Origin of the sequence: Bradyrhizobium sp. OAE829, assembly GCF_040546575.1 — a bacterium.
Taxonomy (GTDB): Bacteria; Pseudomonadota; Alphaproteobacteria; order Rhizobiales; family Xanthobacteraceae; genus Bradyrhizobium.
The window spans coordinates 4,609,113-4,629,338 of record NZ_JBEPOE010000001.1; the positions used below are offsets into that span (position 1 = coordinate 4,609,113).

19 protein-coding genes are annotated in these 20,226 nt (G+C 63.4%); 1 reads left to right on the forward strand and 18 read right to left on the reverse strand.

Features of this window, described 5'->3' with window-relative positions:
* Positions 1–190: 190 nt before the first annotated feature.
* The 7 genes from rpsO to rimP form a co-directional block, all read right to left on the reverse strand.
* Positions 191–460, reverse strand: a complete 270-nt coding sequence (rpsO, locus tag ABIE49_RS22285) for a 30S ribosomal protein S15 (protein WP_074272228.1) — start codon at positions 458–460, stop codon at positions 191–193.
* Between the two features lie 2 nt (positions 461–462).
* Positions 463–1,485 carry a tRNA pseudouridine(55) synthase TruB gene (gene truB / locus ABIE49_RS22290; protein WP_354067572.1) on the reverse strand — a complete coding sequence of 341 codons (1,023 nt, stop codon included), beginning with the start codon at positions 1,483–1,485 and terminating at the stop codon, positions 463–465.
* Positions 1,486–1,619: 134 nt separating this feature from the next.
* Positions 1,620–2,033 carry a 30S ribosome-binding factor RbfA gene (rbfA, locus tag ABIE49_RS22295; protein ID WP_192736268.1) on the reverse strand — a complete coding sequence of 138 codons (414 nt, stop codon included), beginning with the start codon at positions 2,031–2,033 and terminating at the stop codon, positions 1,620–1,622.
* 184 nt (positions 2,034–2,217) lie between these two features.
* Positions 2,218–4,869, reverse strand: coding sequence for a translation initiation factor IF-2 (infB, locus tag ABIE49_RS22300; RefSeq protein WP_192736269.1), 2,652 nt, complete (start codon positions 4,867–4,869; stop codon positions 2,218–2,220).
* Positions 4,870–4,928: 59 nt separating this feature from the next.
* Positions 4,929–5,612 carry an RNA-binding protein gene (locus tag ABIE49_RS22305; RefSeq protein WP_192736270.1) on the reverse strand — a complete coding sequence of 228 codons (684 nt, stop codon included), beginning with the start codon at positions 5,610–5,612 and terminating at the stop codon, positions 4,929–4,931.
* A 15-nt stretch (positions 5,613–5,627) separates the two neighbouring features.
* Positions 5,628–7,241, reverse strand: a complete 1,614-nt coding sequence (nusA, locus tag ABIE49_RS22310; RefSeq protein WP_192736271.1) for a transcription termination factor NusA — start codon at positions 7,239–7,241, stop codon at positions 5,628–5,630.
* 3 nt (positions 7,242–7,244) lie between these two features.
* Positions 7,245–8,030 carry a ribosome maturation factor RimP gene (gene rimP / locus ABIE49_RS22315; protein ID WP_192736272.1) on the reverse strand — a complete coding sequence of 262 codons (786 nt, stop codon included), beginning with the start codon at positions 8,028–8,030 and terminating at the stop codon, positions 7,245–7,247.
* Between the two features lie 337 nt (positions 8,031–8,367).
* On the opposite strand from rimP, the gene ABIE49_RS22320 reads away from it, so the two are divergent.
* Entirely contained in the window at positions 8,368–9,450 is a 1,083-nt protein-coding gene (locus ABIE49_RS22320; protein WP_192736273.1) for a DUF2336 domain-containing protein, read from the forward strand.
* 132 nt (positions 9,451–9,582) lie between these two features.
* Here ABIE49_RS22320 and trmB read toward each other — a convergent pair whose 3' ends face one another.
* The 11 genes from trmB to ABIE49_RS22375 form a co-directional block, all read right to left on the reverse strand.
* On the reverse strand, positions 9,583–10,326 hold the full coding sequence (trmB, locus tag ABIE49_RS22325) for a tRNA (guanosine(46)-N7)-methyltransferase TrmB (RefSeq protein ID WP_192736274.1): 744 nt from the start codon (positions 10,324–10,326) through the stop codon (positions 9,583–9,585).
* Positions 10,323–11,456 (reverse strand): M20 family metallopeptidase, encoded by a 1,134-nt coding sequence (locus tag ABIE49_RS22330; protein WP_192736275.1) that lies wholly within the window; start codon positions 11,454–11,456, stop codon positions 10,323–10,325. Before ABIE49_RS22330 ends, trmB begins: the two co-directional genes overlap by 4 nt.
* A 121-nt stretch (positions 11,457–11,577) precedes the next feature.
* The gene (locus ABIE49_RS22335; RefSeq protein ID WP_192736276.1) at positions 11,578–11,994 is read right to left on the reverse strand and encodes a helix-turn-helix domain-containing protein; all 417 of its coding nucleotides are present in this window, start codon (positions 11,992–11,994) and stop codon (positions 11,578–11,580) included.
* Between the two features lie 248 nt (positions 11,995–12,242).
* Positions 12,243–13,853: an apolipoprotein N-acyltransferase gene (lnt, locus tag ABIE49_RS22340; protein WP_192736277.1), complete on the reverse strand. Its 1,611-nt coding sequence runs from the start codon at positions 13,851–13,853 to the stop codon at positions 12,243–12,245.
* The gene (locus ABIE49_RS22345) at positions 13,850–14,968 is read right to left on the reverse strand and encodes a hemolysin family protein (RefSeq protein ID WP_249150260.1); all 1,119 of its coding nucleotides are present in this window, start codon (positions 14,966–14,968) and stop codon (positions 13,850–13,852) included. The genes lnt and ABIE49_RS22345 overlap by 4 nt, the downstream gene beginning before the upstream one ends.
* 1 nt (position 14,969) lies before the next feature.
* Positions 14,970–15,494 carry an rRNA maturation RNase YbeY gene (gene ybeY, locus ABIE49_RS22350; RefSeq protein WP_249133323.1) on the reverse strand — a complete coding sequence of 175 codons (525 nt, stop codon included), beginning with the start codon at positions 15,492–15,494 and terminating at the stop codon, positions 14,970–14,972.
* An 83-nt stretch (positions 15,495–15,577) separates the two neighbouring features.
* Positions 15,578–16,633 carry a PhoH family protein gene (locus ABIE49_RS22355; RefSeq protein ID WP_192736280.1) on the reverse strand — a complete coding sequence of 352 codons (1,056 nt, stop codon included), beginning with the start codon at positions 16,631–16,633 and terminating at the stop codon, positions 15,578–15,580.
* A 4-nt stretch (positions 16,634–16,637) separates the two neighbouring features.
* Positions 16,638–18,056 (reverse strand): tRNA (N6-isopentenyl adenosine(37)-C2)-methylthiotransferase MiaB, encoded by a 1,419-nt coding sequence (miaB, locus tag ABIE49_RS22360; protein ID WP_354066919.1) that lies wholly within the window; start codon positions 18,054–18,056, stop codon positions 16,638–16,640.
* Between the two features lie 108 nt (positions 18,057–18,164).
* The gene (locus tag ABIE49_RS22365) at positions 18,165–18,848 is read right to left on the reverse strand and encodes an HAD family hydrolase (protein ID WP_354066920.1); all 684 of its coding nucleotides are present in this window, start codon (positions 18,846–18,848) and stop codon (positions 18,165–18,167) included.
* Between the two features lie 66 nt (positions 18,849–18,914).
* Positions 18,915–19,592: an HAD family hydrolase gene (locus tag ABIE49_RS22370; protein ID WP_192736281.1), complete on the reverse strand. Its 678-nt coding sequence runs from the start codon at positions 19,590–19,592 to the stop codon at positions 18,915–18,917.
* Positions 19,593–19,645: 53 nt separating this feature from the next.
* The gene (locus ABIE49_RS22375) at positions 19,646–20,098 is read right to left on the reverse strand and encodes a Fur family transcriptional regulator (RefSeq protein WP_192736282.1); all 453 of its coding nucleotides are present in this window, start codon (positions 20,096–20,098) and stop codon (positions 19,646–19,648) included.
* Between the last annotated feature and the right edge of the window lie 128 nt (positions 20,099–20,226).

Below are 20,226 nucleotides of genomic sequence, written 5' to 3' on the forward strand. Positions count from 1 at the left end.
TCGGATGGCGTCCATCCTCTCGGTAGTCCGGGCACCTTGCCCTGCCCAGCGGCCGGATTGCTGCTGGACGTCTATTGGGCATGAGTTTCTTCATGCCCTTGCGCATGATCGTCTCCGAAAATCCGGAGTCCGGGTTTCTTCCGGAAGACCATACGAAAACGCGCGCAACAGGCGCGCGCGTACTCTGGGATCAACGACGAATGTTGTGCTTTTCGAGCAGCGCCTTGTAGCGCGCCTCGTCCTTCCGCTTGATGTAATCAAGCAGGGAACGGCGCGTGGCGACCATCTTCAAAAGACCCCGGCGCGAATGATTGTCCTTCACGTGGGATTTGAAGTGCCCGGTGAGGTTGTTGATGCGTTCCGACAGGATCGCAACCTGAACCTCGGGCGAGCCGGTGTCGCCGGCCTTGTTGGCATTCGTCTTGATGACTTCCGCTTTGCGTTCGGCGGTAATCGACATCGTCAAACTTTCTCATCGTTACGACCGGAACTGGCTGTCAGTCCGGTCAGGTTGAACACACGCTTGGGGATGAGTTCGCCATTGCCAATTTCGGCGAGGGCCAGAAGCCGGCCTGCCACCGTGACATAGACTGTGCCGCTACAATTGGGCGCATCCCGTCCGCGCAACAAAACGGCCTGGCCCCGGTGGAGCCTTGCCGCATCAGCCCGTGTGACGGCCAGTGCCGGGATGTCGTCCAGCGCGGTCTCAACGGGCAAAAGCGCGTCGGCGAGGCTGCCCTCGCCCGACGCGGCTCTATTACACAAAGCCTCCAACTGTTCCAGCGGAATCATGTCCGCTTCGCGGAATGGACCGACCAGGGTCCGTCGCAAGGCGCTGATATGGCCGAAACAGCCCAGAATCCGGCCGATATCGCGGGCCAGCGCCCGGACATAGGTTCCCTTGCCACACTCGGCCTCGAACACGGATTGGCCGCTATCCGTATGTTCTACAAGGGTTAATTCGTGAATTTCGACCGGACGCGGCTTCAGTTCGACGGTTTCGCCGTCTCTGGCCAGATCATAGGCCCGTTCGCCCTGGACCTTGATCGCGGAATATTGCGGCGGGATCTGCTCGATCAGGCCGGTGAATTGCGGCAGCAGCGCCCGGATGGAATCGGCAGAAGGCCTGAGATCGCTGGTCCTGGTCGCCCGGCCCTCGGTGTCGTCGGTGTCGCGTTCCTCGCCCCAGCTCACGGTGAAGCGATATCGCTTGCGGCCGTCCATCACGAACGGGACCGTCTTGGTGGCTTCGCCGAGCGCGATCGGCAGACCGCCGGAGGCGAGCGGGTCGAGGGTACCGGCATGGCCGGCGCGCTTGGCCTGGAACAGGCGCTTGAGCACGGCGACCGCGTGCGTCGAGGTCATGCCGATCGGCTTGTCGAGAATCACCCAGCCATGGACGTCGCGCTTGTCGCGGCGCGGCTGATTGTTCTGACGTTGCTTGCCCTGATGCTTCTGACGCGGATCGTTATTGCCGCGACGCATATCGTCGCCGCGCCGTACCTCTTCGCCAACGCGGCTGTTGCCGTCGTTGCGGGCCTCGGTAAAAATATTTTTTTCCACGTCATGCGATTCGGCGTTTTCCGAACCGATCACGCTGTTGGCAGTGCTCACAATCATCACTTGTCGTCCGAATCGGGTGCGAGGTCTCTTTGCACCGCAGGTGTTCTCAGTAATTTCTCGATCCGTTCCGCTTCATCGAATCGTTCGTCGACGCGAAAGCGAAGATCAGGCGCAAACTTTAAGTTAACGCGGTGCGCAATCTCGCCGCGCAGGAACTTCTTGTTGCGCGCCAGCGCCGCGAGCACGACATCGGTGTCGCGTCCGCCGAGCGGCATCACATAGACGGTTGCAAGCTTCAGGTCCGGTGACATGCGCACCTCCGGAACCGTGATGATGTGCCCCTCGAGATCGGGGTCATGCACGCTACCTTGCGCCAGAATATCGGCAACCGCATGGCGCACGGTTTCGCCGACGCGCAATTGGCGTTGCGAGCCGCCGGGGGCGGAACTCTTGCTGTGGTGGCGGGGCATGGCCGTCTCTCGAAAATAATTGCTGATGGCCGGGCTATTCCCGGCCATCGACGTCGTTCTTGCTGCTGAATTCTCTGGGACGTGGATGCCCGATACATTAGTGCGAAGACTTAGCTTCGCGCTTTTGACCGGGCATGACGTCGAACTAGTACAATGTCTTCCGACGAAGCCGTAAGGTTCAGACTTACAGGCTCCGCTGGATCGTCTCCACGCGATAACACTCGATGACGTCGCCGACACGCATGTCGCCGTAATTCTCGAACGCCATGCCGCATTCCTGACCGGACTGCACTTCCTTCACTTCATCCTTGAAGCGCTTCAGCGTCGAGAGCTTGCCTTCGTGCACAACGACGTTGTCGCGAATGAGGCGAACGTTGGCGCCGCGTTCCACGGTACCGTCGGTGACACGGCAGCCGGCGACCTTGCCGACCTTGGAAATGTTGAACACTTCCAGGATCTGCGCATTGCCCAGCATGGTTTCGCGCAGCGTCGGTGCGAGCAAGCCGGACATCGCCTTTTTGATGTCGTCGACCAGATCGTAGATGATGTTGTAATAGCGGATCTCGATGCCGTTGCGCTTGGCCGCGGCCGCCGCTTCCTTGTTGGCGCGAACCGAGAAGCCGATGATGGCGGCGTTGAAACCTTCCGCCAGCGTCACGTCGGATTCGGAGATGCCACCGACGCCCGCATGCAGGATACGGGCGGCGACTTCGTCGGTGCCGAGCTTTTCCAGCGATCCCAGGATGGCTTCGAGCGAACCTTGCACGTCGGCCTTGATGATCAGCGGGAATTCCTTGCGGCCCGACGTCTTGAGCTGCGACATCATCTGTTCGAGCGAACCGCGCATGCCGGAAATCGAGGCAGCCGCGTTTTCGCGCTTCTGGTGGGCGCGATAGCTCGTGACCTGGCGGGCGCGGGCTTCGTTCTCGACCACCGCGAGGCGGTCGCCGGCTTCGGGCGGACCGTTGAAGCCGAGCACCTCGACCGGAACCGAAGGTCCGGCCTCGTCGATGTTGACGCCCTGGTCGTTGATAAGGGCGCGGACGCGGCCCATTTCGGCGCCGGCCACGATGATGTCGCCGATGCGCAGGGTTCCGCGCTGCACCAGCACGGTCGCAACCGGACCTCGGCCGCGGTCGAGCCTGGCTTCGATCACAGTACCTTCGGCGGGACGTTCCGCGTTGGTCTTGAGGTCGAGCAGTTCGGCCTGCAGCGCGATCATTTCCAGCAGCTTGTCGAGATTGGTCTTGTTCTTGGCTGACACCTCGACGTCGACGACTTCACCGCCGAACGACTCGACCTGAACCTCGTGCTGCAACAGCTCGGTGCGCACGCGCTCCGGCTTGGCGTCGGGCTTGTCGATCTTGTTGATCGCGATGATCATCGGAACCTTCGCCGCCTTGGCGTGGTTGATCGCCTCGATGGTCTGCGGCATGACGCCGTCATCGGCCGCCACCACCAGGATCACGATATCCGTGACCTTGGCGCCGCGCGCACGCATCGCGGTGAACGCGGCGTGGCCGGGCGTATCGATGAAGGTGATCTTCTTGCCGCTTTCCGGCGAGGTCACCTGATAGGCGCCGATATGCTGGGTGATGCCGCCGGCTTCGCCCGAAACCACGTTGGCATGGCGGAGCGCGTCGAGCAGCGAGGTCTTGCCGTGGTCGACATGGCCCATCACGGTCACGACCGGCGAACGCGGTTCGGTGTCGGTGGAATCGTCGACGATGTCGAACAGGCCCTCTTCGACGTCGGACGCGGCCACGCGCTTGACGGTGTGGCCCAATTCCTCGGCGATCAGCTGCGCGGTGTCGGCGTCGATCACGTCGGTGATCTTGTGCATCGCGCCCTGCTTCATCAGCAGGCGGATGACGTCGACCGCGCGTTCCGACATGCGGTTGGCGAGTTCCTGGATGTTGATGGCTTCCGGGATCACCACTTCGCGGATGATCTTTTCCTTCGGCTCGTTCGAGGCATGTCCCTTCAGGCGCTGGGTGCGGCGGCGGAACGAGGCGATCGAACGCTCGCGCACATTGTCGGCGTCGAGGGCGGTGACCAGCGTCAGGCGGCCGCGTTCCTTTTGCGGCCCGGGCTTGTGGGTCGTCTTCGGCGGCACGGCGGGGCGCATGGCGCCGCCGGGGCCACGGCGGATCTGGCGCGGACCTTCATCCTCATCGGAAGCGTCGGCGGCGACGCCCGGCGCGCGCGCGGGCGGCACTGCGGACGCCGTCGGCCGGGCCGCGGGACGCGCGGTGGTGGTGGTGGTCGTGCCGGGTGCGGTCGTCGTCGCGGTCTTGGCTTCGGCTTCACCAAATCGCTTCTTGGCTTCGCTTTCCGCCTTGCGCTTGGCTTCCTCTTCGATGCGGTGACGTTCTTCCTCGGCCTTGCGGCGCGCTTCGGCGGCTTCGCGCTCGGCCTGCTCAATGCCTTCGCGGCTTGCGCGGCGCTTGGCTTCTTCTTCGGCGAGACGACGTTCCTCGATGTCACGGACCTTGGCGTCGGCCAGGGCGCTGGCGCGCGCGGAGCGTTCATCCTCGGTCAGCGTGCGCAGCACCACGCCGGAGCCGGCGCGGGGTGCGGCTGGCGCGGAGGGCCGGCTCGGTGCCTTGGCGACGACCGGCGCAGGCTTGGCGACCACCGGTTCGGGCGCTTGGGTTTCGCCGGCGGGGGCGTCGCCGCCGAGGCGGCGCTTGCCGCGCTTCTCGACCACGACCTGCTTGGTCCGGCCATGGCTGAAGCTCTGGCGTACGGTGCCCGTCTCGACGCGCGGCTTGAGCGTCAAGGTCTTGGTCGGGACACTCAAAGTCTTGTCGCCAGGCGTTTTGGTATCAACCATTCAGCAGTCCTAATCTTGTTGCGTTGTGCGCATTCGCACAGTCGTTAAAGCAAGTCTTGTTAGTCAGAATTTCTGGCCGCTCGGGCGGTCTTGTCGTCTTCGGCCATCCGGTATCGGACCAGGATCTGGCAGCGCGACAGGAACGTCTTGCTCGCCGGGCCCGCGAGCAGGGCAGCATGTATCACATTTGACCGCCCCAGTGCCAAATCCAATTCTGCCGACGTCAGAACATTGACGATCGGAAATTCCGCCGATTCATCCGCATTTCCGCGCTTTTGCCGCACGATCGCGTCCAATTTGCGGATTCCGTCGGCCGCCCCGTCGGAAGCGTGGATAAGGGCCTGGGCCTCCCCGTCCCGGAGCGCGCCCTCGACCTTGCTGAAACCGGAGACGACCTGGCCGGCCTTGGCGACCATCGCCAGCGCCTCGGTGCAGCTTCGAACCAGCAAAGCCTCGGTGTCGGCGGGGAGGGTCGCAGCGGCCCGGATGTCGCGCTTGAAACCCCTGCTAAATTGGTTACGCCGCACCGCTTCCGCAACGGTCCGGCGCGATGCCGAGACCCACAGGCCGCGGCCGGGAAGCTTGCGCTTCAGATCCGGAACGACCTCGCCCTGGGGCGAGACCACGAACCGGATCAGTTCGTCGATCGGGCGCACCTCACGGGTGACCGCGCACATCCGCATCGTCGCGGACTTGTCGGTCCGCGGTCCGTTGTCGAGATCGGGGTCAGCCATGGCGAGCATGCGCGGGGCATCTCCTTACGCCGTCTGGTCTTCGGTGGCTTCCGCCGCCTCGGACTGCTTGGCAAGGTCGGCCTCGGTGATCCAGCCGGCGATGACGCGGGCCTGCATGATCATGCGCTCGGCATCGTCGCGCGAGATTTCGTTGGCGTCGAGAATGCCGGGGAACTTGGTCGGCTCGGCGCCTTCCTTGCGCTCGGTCCAGCCAACCAGATCGTCGGTGGCGCAACCGGCCAGATCCTCGACCGACTTGATGTCGTTCTCGCCGAACTTGACCAGCATCTTCGAGGTCACGCCGGGTACCGTCTTCAAAGCGTCATCCACACCGAGTTCCTTGCGTTTGTTTTCCAGCTCGGTCTCGAGCTGTTCCAGGTATTCTTTTGCACGGCTCTGCAGTTCGTTGGCGGTTTCCTCGTCGAAGCCCTCGATGCCGGCGAGTTCCTTGACGTCGACCAGCGCGAGTTCCTCGACCGAGGTGAAGCCTTCCGACGCCAGCAGCTGGCCGACCACTTCGTCGACATTCAGCGCTTCCATGAACACCCGCGTCGAGTTCTCGAAATCGGCCTGACGGCGCTCGGATTCTTCCTGCTCGGTGAGGATGTCGATGTCCCAGCCGGTCAGCTGCGAAGCGAGCCGCACGTTCTGTCCGCGGCGGCCGATCGCCAGCGACAGCTGGTTGTTGGTGTCGGGCACCACGACCTCGATACGCTCGCGGTCTTCGTCGATCACGACCTTGGCGACTTCGGCGGGCGCCAGCGCATTGACGACGAAGGTCGCGATATCGGGCGACCACGGAATGATGTCGATCTTCTCGCCCTGCAGTTCGTTCACCACCGCCTGCACGCGCGAACCGCGCATACCGACGCAGGCGCCGACCGGATCGACCGAGGAATCCCGCGAAATAACGCCGATTTTGGCGCGCGAACCAGGATCGCGGGCGACCGCCTTGATCTCGACGATGCCGTCATAAATTTCCGGCACTTCCTGCGCGAACAGCTTTGCCATGAACTGCGGATGGGTGCGGGACAGGAAAATCTGCGGCCCGCGGGTTTCGCGGCGGACGTCGAAGATATAGGCGCGGACGCGGTCGCCGTTGCGGAACACTTCGCGCGGCAGCATCTCGTCACGGCGCACGATGGCTTCGCCGCGGCCGAGATCGACGATCACGCTGCCATATTCGACGCGCTTGACGATGCCGTTGACGATATCGCCGATGCGGTCCTTGAATTCCTGGTACTGCCGGTCGCGCTCGGCCTCGCGCACCTTTTGCACGATCACCTGCTTGGCGGACTGGGCGGCGATGCGGCCATATTCCAGCGGCGGCAGGGTGTCGGCGATGGTGTCGCCGACCTGGGCGCCCGGATTGGCGCGCTGCGCATCGGCCAGCGAAATCTGGTTCGATGAATTTTCGACCACGTCGACGACCAGCATGTGGCGCGACAGCCGGAGCTCGCCCTTCTTGGCGTCGATCTCGGCGTGAACGTCGGTCTCGCTGCCGTAGCGGGCGCGGGCCGCCTTGGCGATGGCGTCTTCCATCGCCGCGATCACGATGCCGCGGTCGATCGACTTTTCGCGGGCAACCGCGTCTGCGATCTGCAGCAGTTCGAGTTTATTGGCGCTGACAGCTGCCATGGCTCAGTCTCCTTCGGTGGGATCGAATTCGCCGCCGGGCAAACCTTGCGCGGCGAGGCGATGTTTCTTGGTATTCTTCGGTAACGGCTTCTTCAGCGGTTTCAGTGTCTTGTTCAGTGTCTTGGGCTTCGGCTTGTTGCTCTTGGCCGGATCGCTTTTTTTGGCGTGCGGCGGAGGCGGCGGCTCGAGCCCGAGATTCTGGCGCAGCTCGCGCTCGGCGGCCTTGCCGCGGCGCATCGATTCGGCGATCAGCTCGTCGGTGAGCACCAGACGGGCGTCGGAGATGTCTTCCATGACAAGCAGCACGTCCGCATCTTCTTCCGCGCGGATGTCATCGCGATGAAGCCGCACCGCGTCGCCCTCGACGCCCTGCAGCGTGCCACGAAAGCGCTTGCGGCCCTGATGGGCGAGCGCCATCTCGACCTTTACGAGATGACCGACATAGCGTTCGAAGTCCGAACGGCGCACCAGCGGACGATCGATGCCGGGCGATGAGATCTCCAGCCGATAAGCGCGCTCGATCGGATCGGCGACGTCCAGCACCGGCGACAGCGCACGCGAAATCGCCTCGCAATCCTCGATCTGCATGGTGCCGTCGGGCCGTTCGGCCATGATCTGGACCGTGCAGCCGGCCTCGCCGGAAATCTTGATCCGTACCAGCCGGTAGCCCATGCCCTGCAATACCGGTCCTGCCACGGCGGAAACTCGCGCGGCGACGCCCGGCTCGACCACGAGCCGCGGCTCGGCGAGCAGGTCAAGATCCTCTGAAACAGCAGTTGGCTCGGTCATGTCCAGGGTCAAAAGCGTCTTTACTTACATGAGGTTAGGCCGGGTCTAACCCGGATCCGGCCGGTTCCCTGAACCGTGCCGTGCAGCCCCTTCTGGGCTGGGCTCGTTCAGGTAATAAAAAAGAGCGGGTCCCGAAGGGCCCACTCTCAATACGCGATCGTATGAGAACCATAAGTTGCGGCGGATATAGCGGTTTTTCCGCAATCCGGCAAGGCCTTGCACGCCCCGTTAAGGGAGATTTTGAGTCCTGTCCGGGCGGGCCAAAGCCTAACCCTTCATTCACGAACGGTACCTAGATTGCCGAAAACCAGCCAATTCGGCCGGTTTGGATAGGTTTATGACGCCAGCGACAACGCTGATCCCAGGACTGGACGACATCGTCAGGGGCGGCGATCCCAAGCGCCGCGCCGACGCCGCGCGCCGGATCAGTGAATTATTCCTGCAGGGGGCTGCCAATTTCGGCGCCGATCATGTCGATCTGTTCGACGGCGTATTGAGCAGCCTGGTCCCCCATGCCGACCTTGCCGCGCGGGCCGAACTCGCCGAGCGGCTGTCGCTGCTTGTCAACGCGCCGCGCGGGCTGGTCGGGCAGCTCGCCCATGAGGACGAAATTGCCATTGCCGGCCCGCTGCTGCGGCGCTCGCCTGTCATCGACGAACAGATCCTGGTCGAAATCGCCAGCGTGAAGGGGCAGGGCCATCTGCTGGCGATGTCGGATCGGCCGACGCTCTCTCCCGACCTTACCGATGTCATCGTGCGCCGCGGCGACCGCGATGTCGTCAGGCGCGCGGCGGGCAATGCCGGTGCAGCGTTCTCGTCGGACGGCTATTCGACCTTGATCAAGCGCGCCAGCCAGGACGGCGTGCTGACGCTCAAGATCGGCCAGCGCGACGATCTCTCCGGCGAACAACTGAAGGACCTTCTGGCCGGAACGATCGATGTGGTCCGCCGCCGCCTGTTCACAGTCGTCAAGCCGGCGCGGCAGGTGGCGATCAAGCGGGCGATCAACGAAATCTCCGGCGCTGTCGAACGAACCGACAGCGGCCGCGACTTCGAGGCAGCGCAGCGCACGATCCTGTCGCTGCATCGCGAGGGCCAACTGGTCGAAAGTGCGCTGCTCAATTTCGCCAAGGCAAACAAATACGAGGAATCCGTCGCTGCGCTGGCGGCGATGACCGGCGTGAAGATCGCGACCCTCGACCGGCTGATTGCCGGCGACCGCTACGATCCGATCCTGATCGCCGGCAAGGCGGTCGGCCTCGAATGGGCCACCGTGCGTGCTTTGATCTTGCTGCGGCTGGGCCCGAACCGGACGGCGTCATCAGCCGATATCGAAAGCGCCCGCATGAATTTCGCGCGCCTGATGCCCACGACCGCCGAGCGCGTCGTCGGCTTCTGGAAGACCCGCCCGACGGTTTGAGCTTGGGCCGTTATTGCGAGCGAAGCGAAGCAATCCACCGCGCCACAAAGCAAGTATGGATTGCTTCGTCGCTTTGCTCCCTTGCGCAAACGCTGCGCGTTTGTCGCAGGCAATGACGATGGAGAGCATTTTCTATCCCACCCGCCGAAACCTCAAATACGCCGCAACGCGTCCCTCACGCTCGGCCTTCCGTCCGTAGCGCGTCATCGTGTAGCCCGCCCACGGCTCGCGCCAGTCGGCGGCGCGTTCTGCCATCCAGGAAAAATCCGGCGAACGCAACAGATGCGCCAGCGTCCATGCGCAGTAATCATCGATGTCGCTTACGAAGCGAAACTCGCCATTTGATTTGATGATGCGGGCCATCGCGGCCACCGTGGCGTCCTGCACGAAGCGCCGCTTCCAGTGCCGGCGCTTCGGCCAGGGATCGGGATGGATCAGATCGATCCGCGCCAGGGATCGCGGCGGCGCCCATGCAAGCAGTTCGGCGGCGTCGCCGGCGTACAGGCGGATATTGCCGATGTTGTGGGCTTCGATCTGCGTCAGGATTTTCGCCATGCCGTTGACATAGGGCTCGCAGCCGATGAATCCGATATCGGGAAACGCCTGTGCTTCGGCGATCAGATGTTCGCCGCCGCCGAATCCGATTTCCAGCCTGACGGCGTCGGGCTTCGACTCGAAGATGTCGGTGAGATCATCGGGCGCGGGCGTCCCGATATCCAGCGCCAGATGCGGCAGCAGATTGTCGATCAGGTCGGCCTGATGGATGCGCAGCTTGTGACCCTTGCGGCGGCCGAAGAACGAGCCGTGCGCATGCGCGGCGGCGCCGTCATCCGCCGGCGCGTCGCGATCGCCGATGTCGCGGGGTGAGACCGTCATCGCAGCGTCTGGTACAGCCGGTGCAGCAGCCGCGCCCTCGGCTCGATCGAGGAGATGTACATCTGCTCGTAATGGGTATGCGCGCCCTTGCCGTCGACCCCGAGGCCGTCAAGCGTCGCCGTGTGGGGTGCGGTGAAATTGCCGTCGCTGCCGCCGCCGGTGAAGGTGTCGACCAGATCGAAACCGATTTCGGCCGCCAGCGTCTTGGCGTGCTCAAAGAGCGCCGCACCGGCGTTGCCCTTTTCGTAAGGCGGGCGATTCAGCTCGCCGGTGACAGTGACGCTGACGCCTTCGGTGCGTGATTTCAGGCCGAGGATTTTTGGGACCAGTTCTTCGGAATCGGCAATGCCGGGCACGCGCATGTCGACCTCGGCATAGGCCTCCTCCGCGATCACGTTCGGCTTGGTGCCGCCCCTGACGACGCCGACATTGACGGACACGCCACGCTTGAGGTCGTTCATCGCCTCCAGCGTCTGAATGACGTTGCCGAGTTCGCGGATGGCGCTGCGGCCGTCCTCGGGCCGCGTGCCGGCATGCGACGGCACGCCCTTGATGAAGACTTCGAAGCGCGCGACGCCCTTGCGCCCGGTGACGATTTTGCCGCCGTCGCGGGCGGGCTCGGTCACCAGCACATATTTTGCCTTGCGCCCCTCCGTCTCGATCAGGGCACGCGACGTCGGGCTGCCGATTTCTTCATCGGAGACGAACATCTGGGTGATGCCGAGCGTAGAGCGCGCGCTGTCGGCACAAATCTGACGAAAGGCATGGTAGGCGAGATAGGCGCCGCCCTTCATGTCATAAATGCCGGGACCGAAGGCGCTGTCGCCCTCGATCTTGAACGGCAGCCGCTCGATGAATCCCAGCGGATGCACGGTATCGAGATGGCTCAGCACCAGGATGCCCGGCGCGTCCTGCCCCCATGACGAACGCGCGACCAGATGATCGCCGCATCCGTTCTTTCCTGCGATCCGCTCGACGGTCGCGGGCAGGTCTCGGTAGCCGTCAGTGACGAGGTCGGCGAGCTTGTTGACCTGTGCGGGCACCTCGGTCGGCGTCTCGATTTCGACCCAGCGGCGGATGCCGTCGAGGATCGAACTGGAATCAAACGGATTGGTGGTGGTTCCGGTCATCAGCGCTTTGCCTTCAAGGAATTTCGGCCCAAGGATTTTCGGTCCAAGCAATTTCAGCCAAATGTCATGCGCTCGCGCCGGCGGGCGCGTCAATCGGAACATCCGGTTATGGCAGCTGAAATCAACGCTGGTCGGGGCCTTCGCGCGCGGCGATCTGTTCGACCAGTTCGACGATACTGCGGCGCATTTTGGCGTCGGTAATGCGCGTAAACGCCCGCGTCAGAGACAGGCCTTCGGAAGTGGCGAGAAAGTCGGAAACGTAGGCGGGCGAACCGGATTCACCGAAGCCGTCGGCATTGACGGCACCGCTCGGCCCGCCGTCGAACAAAAACGATACCGGCACCTGCAGGATTTCCGAGATCCGCTGCAGGCGGCTGGCGCCGACCCGGTTGGTGCCCTTTTCGTATTTCTGAACCTGCTGGAAGGTGAGGCCCAATGCCTCGCCGAGTTTTTCCTGGCTCATGCCCAGCATGATGCGTCGCATGCGAACGCGGCTGCCGACATATTTGTCAACAGGGTCTGGCGCTTTGGTGGACATCTCCAACACTCCTGGGATTACGCGCCGGGGAATGAGGCATAGCGGACTATGCCTCAGGCGCCGGTACCGTCAAATCCTGCTCGGAGGATCGGGTTGAACTGCGGACAATTTGAGCAATGAACTGACTGGTTCTTGTTTTTGGTTGCGGAACCCAGAATGCGAATTGCGCGGTCGGTCTGTCAACTAGTTAGTGGATTGGAGCAGGTTGAGTTTTTGCGGCGGCCGCAACACCGGCAATATGAAAAACTTTAGGCTTTTCGCCTCGCAAAGCGGCGCCGGGTGACCAGCAGCAACGCAACAGCCACCATCATGCCTGCTGGAATATCTCTAATGCGCGCGTAAATCGTCGGCGACAAAGCCGTCGGCAGGTTGGCGTCCAGCACGCCTTCAATGCCAAGGCCGAGCCGTGCGACAATACGCCCCGACGGATCGATCACGGCAGAAATGCCTGTATTTGCTGCACGAACAACGGGCAGGCCTTCTTCGATGGCGCGCAGGCGCGCCTGCTGCAGATGCTGATAGGGGCCGGTCGAAATTCCAAACCAGCCGTCATTGGTGACGTTGATGATCCAGCCCGGGCGTTCGTCCCCCGTCGTTATATCTCCGGGAAATACCGCCTCATAGCAAATCAGGGGCAACGCGCGCGGGGCGTTCGGTATTTCCATGTTGCGGCGGCGGGTGCCCGGAATGAACCCGCCCTGGACCCTCGTTAACTGCACGAAGCCGAGTTTTTCCATCAGGCTCTGGAACGGCAGATACTCGCCGAACGGCACCAGGTGCAGCTTGTCATAGACCGACAGCACGCTGCCGTCATGGTCGATTGTATATATCGAGTTGTAGGCACGCGTGACTCGCACGCCCGGCGGGAGGTCGGGCGCGCGCACCGAGCCGGTGATCAGCACGGTGCCCCTCGGCAGCAACTCGGCGATCTGCGCCATCGCATCGGCTTCGCGGGTCAAAAAGAACGGAAACGCCGATTCCGGCCAGATCAAAATCTGTGCATCGCTCACGCCGGTCGATTGTGGTCCGGAAGCGCGGTCGGAGAGCGTCAGGTACTTCTGCATCACCTCCGCCTTGGCGGCGTAATTGAATTTGACGTCCTGCTGCAGATTGGGCTGCATGATGCGCAGCTTAACCTTTGTCAGCACGGTCGGCTGCATCGACAGCCTGACGGCGCCGAACACGGCCATGACCGCGAGCAGGCCGAGCGCCGCCGCCGGCGCGAGCCATGGTTTTCGTCCCCGTGAGGTGCCATCAATCAGGACCGCCGGGCTTGCGAAGATCGCCACCGTGAGGAACGTCATCCCCCACAGCCCGATCAGCGATGCCGTCTGGGCCAGCGCCAGCGGTTCCGACAGCGCGTAGCCGAACGAATTCCAGGGAAATCCCGACAGCAGATGGCCGCGCAGCCACTCTGTTATCGTCAGGCTGATCGCGAGCGCGAGCAGGCGCGAAGCGTCGCGGGTCCAGAGCAGGCGCGCCAGCGCAAAGCCTGCCGCGGTGAACAGTGCGAGATAGGCCGGCAGGCCGAGCACCGCGAACGGCATCAGCCAGGCGAACGTTGGCGCATCGACCAGGAAGGCGTAACCGATCCAGTAAAGTCCGACGACGAAATAGCCGAGCCCGAACCAGAAGCCCGACATCGCCGCCGCCGGCACACCGCGCCATCGCCCTGCACCGGCGCCGTCGATCAGCCAGACCGCGACCGGAAAGGTCAGGAACAGCACCGGCCATGCATTGAACGGCGCCATAGCGAGCGCCGACAATGCGCCGGCCACCAGAGCAAGGGCGGCGCGCTTCCATCCCCACGCCAGGATGATCGCAAGACCGGCGGTGCGAAGTTTGTTGGCTGATATCACTGCGAGCCGGCTCCATCGCTGGACGATGGCGGCGCATTGTCATTGGCCTGCGGCGCATTGGCGTCGGGCGTAGCTTCACGGCGGCGGCTTTCGCGCTGCGTGCGGGGGGCGGGCCGTTCCTTGCGAACCGCAATGCGCAGCCGCTTGACCCGCCGCGGATCGGCGTCGAGCACTTCGATCTCGTAAGTGCCGGGCCCTGAAATGACTTCGCCGCGCACCGGCAGGCGGCCGACCTGCGACACCAGATAGCCGCCAAGGGTTGCGACCTCTTCGCCGGCCTCGCCGGTGATGAAGTCCTCGCCGATCACCGAACGGGCGTCCTCGAGGCTGGCGCGCGCGTCGGCGATGAATGAATTGTCTGCCTGCCGCACGATCGCCGGCGGCTCGTCGCTGTCATGCTCGTCGTCGATTTCGCCGACGATCTGCTCGACGATGTCCTCGATCGACACCAGCCCGTCGGTGCCGCCATATTCGTCGACCACCAGCGCCAGATGGATGCGCGAGGCCTGCATCTGCGCCAGAAGGTCGATCGCCCGCATCGACGGCGGCACGTAGAGCAGCTTACGAATGATGTTGGCGTCCGCCAGCGGCTGCGCCAGGTCGACCGCGCGCAGATCGAGGCCCGCGGGGAAGGGTTTCTTGCGCTTCGCCTTGGTGGTGTCGCCGACGCGCGCCTTCGCGGTCATGAACGCCAGGAGGTCGCGGATGTGCACGATGCCTTCGGGGTCGTCGAGGGTCTCGTTGTAGACGACGAGGCGCGAATGCGCCGCGCTCTCGAACAGGCTCATCAATTCGCCGAGCGGGATGTCGCGCTTGACCGCGACGATGTCGGCGCGATGCACCATCACGTCGGCGATGCGCCGTTCGTGCAGCCCGAGGATATTGCGCAACATGGTGCGCTCGATGGCGGAAAAGCCGACCTCGTCCGGCGTCGAGGCATCGAGCACGACCTGCAGATCGGCGCGGACCGATCCCGGCTTCCAGCCGAACAGCGTGCGGATCGCGCGGGTCAGCCAGTTTTCCGCTGTCGGGCGCAGCACCTCGCCATCCTGCACCACGGCCGGAAGGTTGGGCGTGTTGCGCGGATTGTCGTGGGTAGGGTCGGAGTCCGGCATGTCAGTCCATCCGCTCCCGGTCCGCATGGGGATCGCGATCCGCATATGGATCCGGAATGCCGAGCTGCGCGAGGATCTCCTGCTCGAGACCCTCCATGGCTTCGGCGTCGTCGTCTTTTTCGTGATCGTAGCCGATCAGATGCAGGAAGCCGTGCACCGCAAGATGGCTGAGATGGTGATCGAACGGTTTTTGTTCGTCGTCGGCCTCTTTGCGCGTCGTCTCATAGGCGATGGCGATATCGCCGAGCATGCGCGGTGCATCGTCGGGCGTTCCCGCACCGGTCGGCTGCAACGCCGGAAACGATAGCACATTGGTCGGCTTGTCGATGCCGCGCCAATTGCTGTTCAGGGTTCGAATCCCGGAATCGTCGGTCAGCATGACTGCCAGTTCCGCTTCGCCGACATCGGCATCGGCGATTTCGGCGGCCGCGTTGATGGCGCGATGGATCACCGCCTCGGCGTCGGGCTCGGTCTGCCAGCAATCGGCGACCACGAGGACTTCGGTTACGGGGTGGACGGAAGACAATTTCGTTCCAGGGTTTTGTAGTCCAGCATTTTGGTTGCGGCCCGGGCCCGCCTGCTGCGGGCCCAAAGCCAAAGGTCTGGCCATCAGGATCTGCCGGTCGCCGGTTTTTGCGGCAAGCCCTCATAGGCGGCGACGATCCGCGCCACCAGTTCATGGCGGATGACGTCTTCGGCGGTGAACTTCACCTGTGCGATCCCCTCGACGCCGTCGAGCAGCTTGACGGCCTCGGCAAGTCCCGAGGTCTGGCCATTCGGCAGGTCGACCTGCGAGGGATCGCCGGTGATGATCATGCGGCTGTTCTCGCCAAGCCGGGTCAAAAACATCTTCATCTGCATCGAGGTGGTGTTCTGCGCCTCGTCCAGGATGATGACGGCGTTGGTCAGCGTGCGGCCGCGCATGAAGGCGAGCGGCGCGATCTCGATTTCGCCGCCCTGCAGCGCGCGCTCGACGACGCGCGCGTCCATCAGGTCATACAGCGCGTCGTAGATCGGCCGCAGATAGGGATCGACTTTTTCGCGAAGGTCGCCGGGCAGGAAGCCGAGCCGTTCGCCGGCTTCGACCGCGGGCCGCGTCAGGATGATGCGATCGACTTCCTTGCGCTCGAACAATTGCGCGGCATGCGCCACCGCAAGCCAGGTCTTGCCCGTGCCGGCCGGGCCGACGCCGAACACCATTTCGTGGCGCTTCAGCGCGCGGATGTAGGAATCCTGCGCGGCGGTTCGCGCCCGCACCGGGCGCTTGCGCAGATTGATGGTCTCGAAGGCGTTCTTGGCGGCCTTGGCATCGAATTCAAACAGCGATCCCTGCGCGATCACGGCGCGGATGGCGCCTTCGACGTCGCCCTGCGCCAGATCCTGTCCCTGCACCGCCTGGGCGTAGAGTGTCTCGAGCACGCGCCGCGCCGCGTCGCAGCCGTCGCGCGATCCGGCGATGGTGATGTGATTGCCGCGCGAATCCACGACGACGCCGAGTCGGCGTTCGATCAGCGCGAGATTCTGCCCGTAAGGGCCGACCAGCGCGGAAGCGGCGCGGTTGTCGTCGAAGTCGATGACGACTTGGGTTTCGGGCGGTATTTGCATGTCGCGATCAAATTTGCGGCTGGGAGCAAGCGAAGATGAATCCGATGCGCTTTTGGGCAAGGGTTCAGGCTCCCGCGTTGACTTGAGAAGAATCGGTCGTGGGTGAAAGCGTCGATAAAGTGGGGCGCGCGGAGGCGCCAGCGAGTTCGCCGAGCAGGCTGTAGCGCTCCAGGCTGTCGATGGAGACCGGCAGCACTTTTCCGATGATATCCGGCGATGCCATCACATGCGCAGGCTGCAGATAGGCGGTGCGGCCGACGATCTGGCCGGGGTTGCGGGCCGCGCGTTCGAACAGCACGTCGACAGTCTTGCCAATCATGGCCTTGTTGAAGGCCGATTGCTGGCTGTCGATCAATTCCTGAAGCCGCCCCAATCGCTCGTCCATTTCTGTCGCTGACACCGTCTCCCGCATGTCCGCCGCCGGCGTGCCGGGCCGCGGCGAATATTTGAACGAATAAGCCCCAGCGTATCCGATTTGCGTGACAAGCGCGAGGGTGGCGGCAAATTCTCCCTCGGTTTCGCCGGGGAAGCCGACGATAAAATCCGATGAAAATGCAATATCTTGGCGGCTGGCGCGAAATCGGTCGATGACCCGGCGGTAATCATCGGCGGTATGCTTCCGGTTCATGGCAGCCAGAATGCGGTCGGAGCCGGATTGTACCGGCAGATGCACGAACGGCATCAGTTCGGGCAGGTCGCGATGCGCTTCCAGAAGCGAATCATCGACGTCGCGGGGATGGCTGGTCGAATAGCGCAGGCGCACGATGCCGGGGATTTCGGCGAGGCGAGTGAGCAGCGCGCCAAGCGGCCAGGTCTGTCCGTCCGGGCCCTCGCCGTGATAGGCGTTGACGTTCTGCCCGATCAGCGTGATCTCGCGCACGCCATTGTCGGCAAGCCGCATCACGTCGTCGATGATTTTTGCAACTGGCCGGGAGACTTCCGCACCACGCGTGTAAGGCACCACGCAGAAGGTGCAGAACTTGTCGCAGCCCTCCTGCACGGTGACGAACGACGAGATGCCGCGCGCGCGGATCGCCGCGGGCTTCGGCGGCGGCAGAAAGCCGAACTTGTCCTCGACCGGGAATTCGGTCTCCAGCGCGCGGCCGTGGCTTTTGGCACGCGCCAGTAGCTGCGGCAGATGATGATAGCTCTGCGGGCCGACCACGACGTCCACGGTCGGCGCGCGGCGGATGATCTCCTCGCCCTCGGCCTGCGCGACGCAGCCCGCGACCGCGATGCGCATCTCACGTCCCTGGCGCGCGGCTTCATCCTTGGCGACACGCAGGCGCCCGAGTTCGGAGTAGACCTTTTCGGAAGCCTTCTCGCGGATGTGGCAGGTGTTGAGGATGACGAGATCCGCATCCTCGGCGCTGTCGGTCTCGACAAAGCCTTCGCCCGCCAGCGTGTCCACCATGCGCTGCGCATCGTAGACGTTCATCTGGCAGCCATATGACTTGATATGCAGCTTGCGCGGCGGCTTCATGGAACCTGAATGCGGAGTTGGCGCGGGCGCCCATGCGGCGCCCGTCTACCGGGTCAATTATAGCCTAAATGGCCGAAAATCCAGCGACTTGCGCCGATCATTCCGGGCCTAATCGGCCCCAATCCGCGCAATTAGATCGGGCAATTGCCGCATATCGTCGAAAGTGACCGCGGCGCCCGCCGCGCGCAGCGTATCCGCGGTGTCCGGACGGCAATGGCCGCCGCCGTGAAAGCCGAGCACGGTCATCCCGGCGGCCCGGCCCCCGGTGACGCCGGCCACGCTGTCCTCGATCACGAGGCATCGCGCCGGCGGGACTTCCATCTGCCTCGCCGCGAGCAGAAACAGATCCGGTGCCGGCTTGCCGTTGCGCACCTGCGATCCCGAAAGGATATGAGGGGCAAAGCGCTCGTACAGTTTCACCCGTGACAGGCTCGTGAAAATCTTTTCGTGCACGGCGCTGGAGGCGACGCATTTGCGCAGGTCGATGGCGTCGAGCGTCTCGTGAAGATGCGGGATTGGTTCAACAGCCTCCGCGAGCGCTGTAAACAATGTCGTTTGCCGTTCATGCTCGTACGTTTCGGCCAACGGCCGCCCGAGTTCCCGCTCGATTTCGGTGGTTGCATCGAGCGATGTGCGCCCGAGAAATCGCTGACGCACCTGCTCGGCGGTGATCGGATAGCCGTGACGCGTCAGCACCTCGGCGTGAACGCGGCACGAGATCACCTCGCTGTCGACCAGCACGCCGTCGCAATCGAAAATGATGAGATCGAAATTGGCGTTCAAGGTTTGCACGCGGCTTCATCCTCGGCGGTTCAGGGAACCTGAATGTGGGGTCGTGCTTCGCACGTCCCGGAATGACTATGCCTGATCGGGCCCAATCCGCTCGATCAGATCGGGCAATTGCCGCATATCGCCGAAAGTGACCGCAGCGCCTGCGTCACGCAGCAATTCAGCGTGACCTGCGCCGCAATGGCTGCCGCCGTGAAAGCCAAGCACGGTCATCCCGGCGGCCCGGCCACCGGTGACGCCGGCAACGCTGTCCTCGATGACAAGGCATTGAGCCGGCCGGATATTCATCTGTTCGGCAGCGAACAGAAACAGATCCGGGGCAGGCTTGCCGCGCGTGACCTGCGTGGCGGAAAAGATGTTGGGCGCAAGGACGTCGTAGAGCCCGGCGCAGGTCAGGCCATGGCGAATCTTCTCCGGCGTACCGCTCGATGCCACGCATTTCGGAAGGTCGATTGCGGCAAGCGCTTCGCCGATATGGGGAATTGCTCCGAGCTCGTCAGCATATCGTTGCAGCGCGGCCTGTTTCATCTGCGCTTCGAAATCGTCCGGGAGACTGCAACCCAGTTCGGCCTCGATGGTCAGGCGCGCCTCACGATCGGAGACGCCGAGGAACCGCTGCAGCACCCGGTCCGCCGTGATCGGATAGCCGTGACGCGTCAGCATCTCCGCATGCGCGCGACATGAAATGACCTCGCTGTCGACCAGCACGCCGTCGCAATCGAAAATGATGAGCTGTGGAATCTGCATTTTGTTTGACGCGTTTTCTTCACGCGAACCGGTACCCACTTCGCTTGAAAACGCTATGACGACTTATCTTCGTCCAGCGGCACGCAATACAGTTCGAGCCGGTGATCGACCAGTTTGTAGCCGAGCTTGCGGGCGATTTCGGCCTGCAGCTTCTCGATCTCTTCGGAGGTGAACTCGATCACCTTGCCGTCGCGCAGGTTGATCAGGTGATCGTGGTGGCTGTCGGGCATCTGCTCGTAGCGCGCCCGGCCCTCGCGGAAATCATGCCGTTCGATGATGCCGGCGTCCTCGAACAGCTTTACGGTGCGGTACACGGTCGAGATCGAGATCTTGTCGTCGACCTCGACGCAGCGCCGGTAAAGTTCCTCGACGTCGGGATGATCCACCGAATCCGCCAGCACCCGCGCGATGACGCGGCGCTGCTCGGTCATGCGCATGCCGGTGGCGGCGCAGCGTGCCTCGATACCGGTATTCTTGTGCGCGGGCGGGGATTTCAGGACGGGCATATGGTCTCGGGCCTCATAGCGTTTTCAAGCGAGTGGGTACCGGTTCGCGTAAAGAAAACGCGTCAAAACAAAGAGCTAGAGCCTGTTCGGTTCTGATCCCGTCAGAACCGAACAGGTTCTAGAGAACA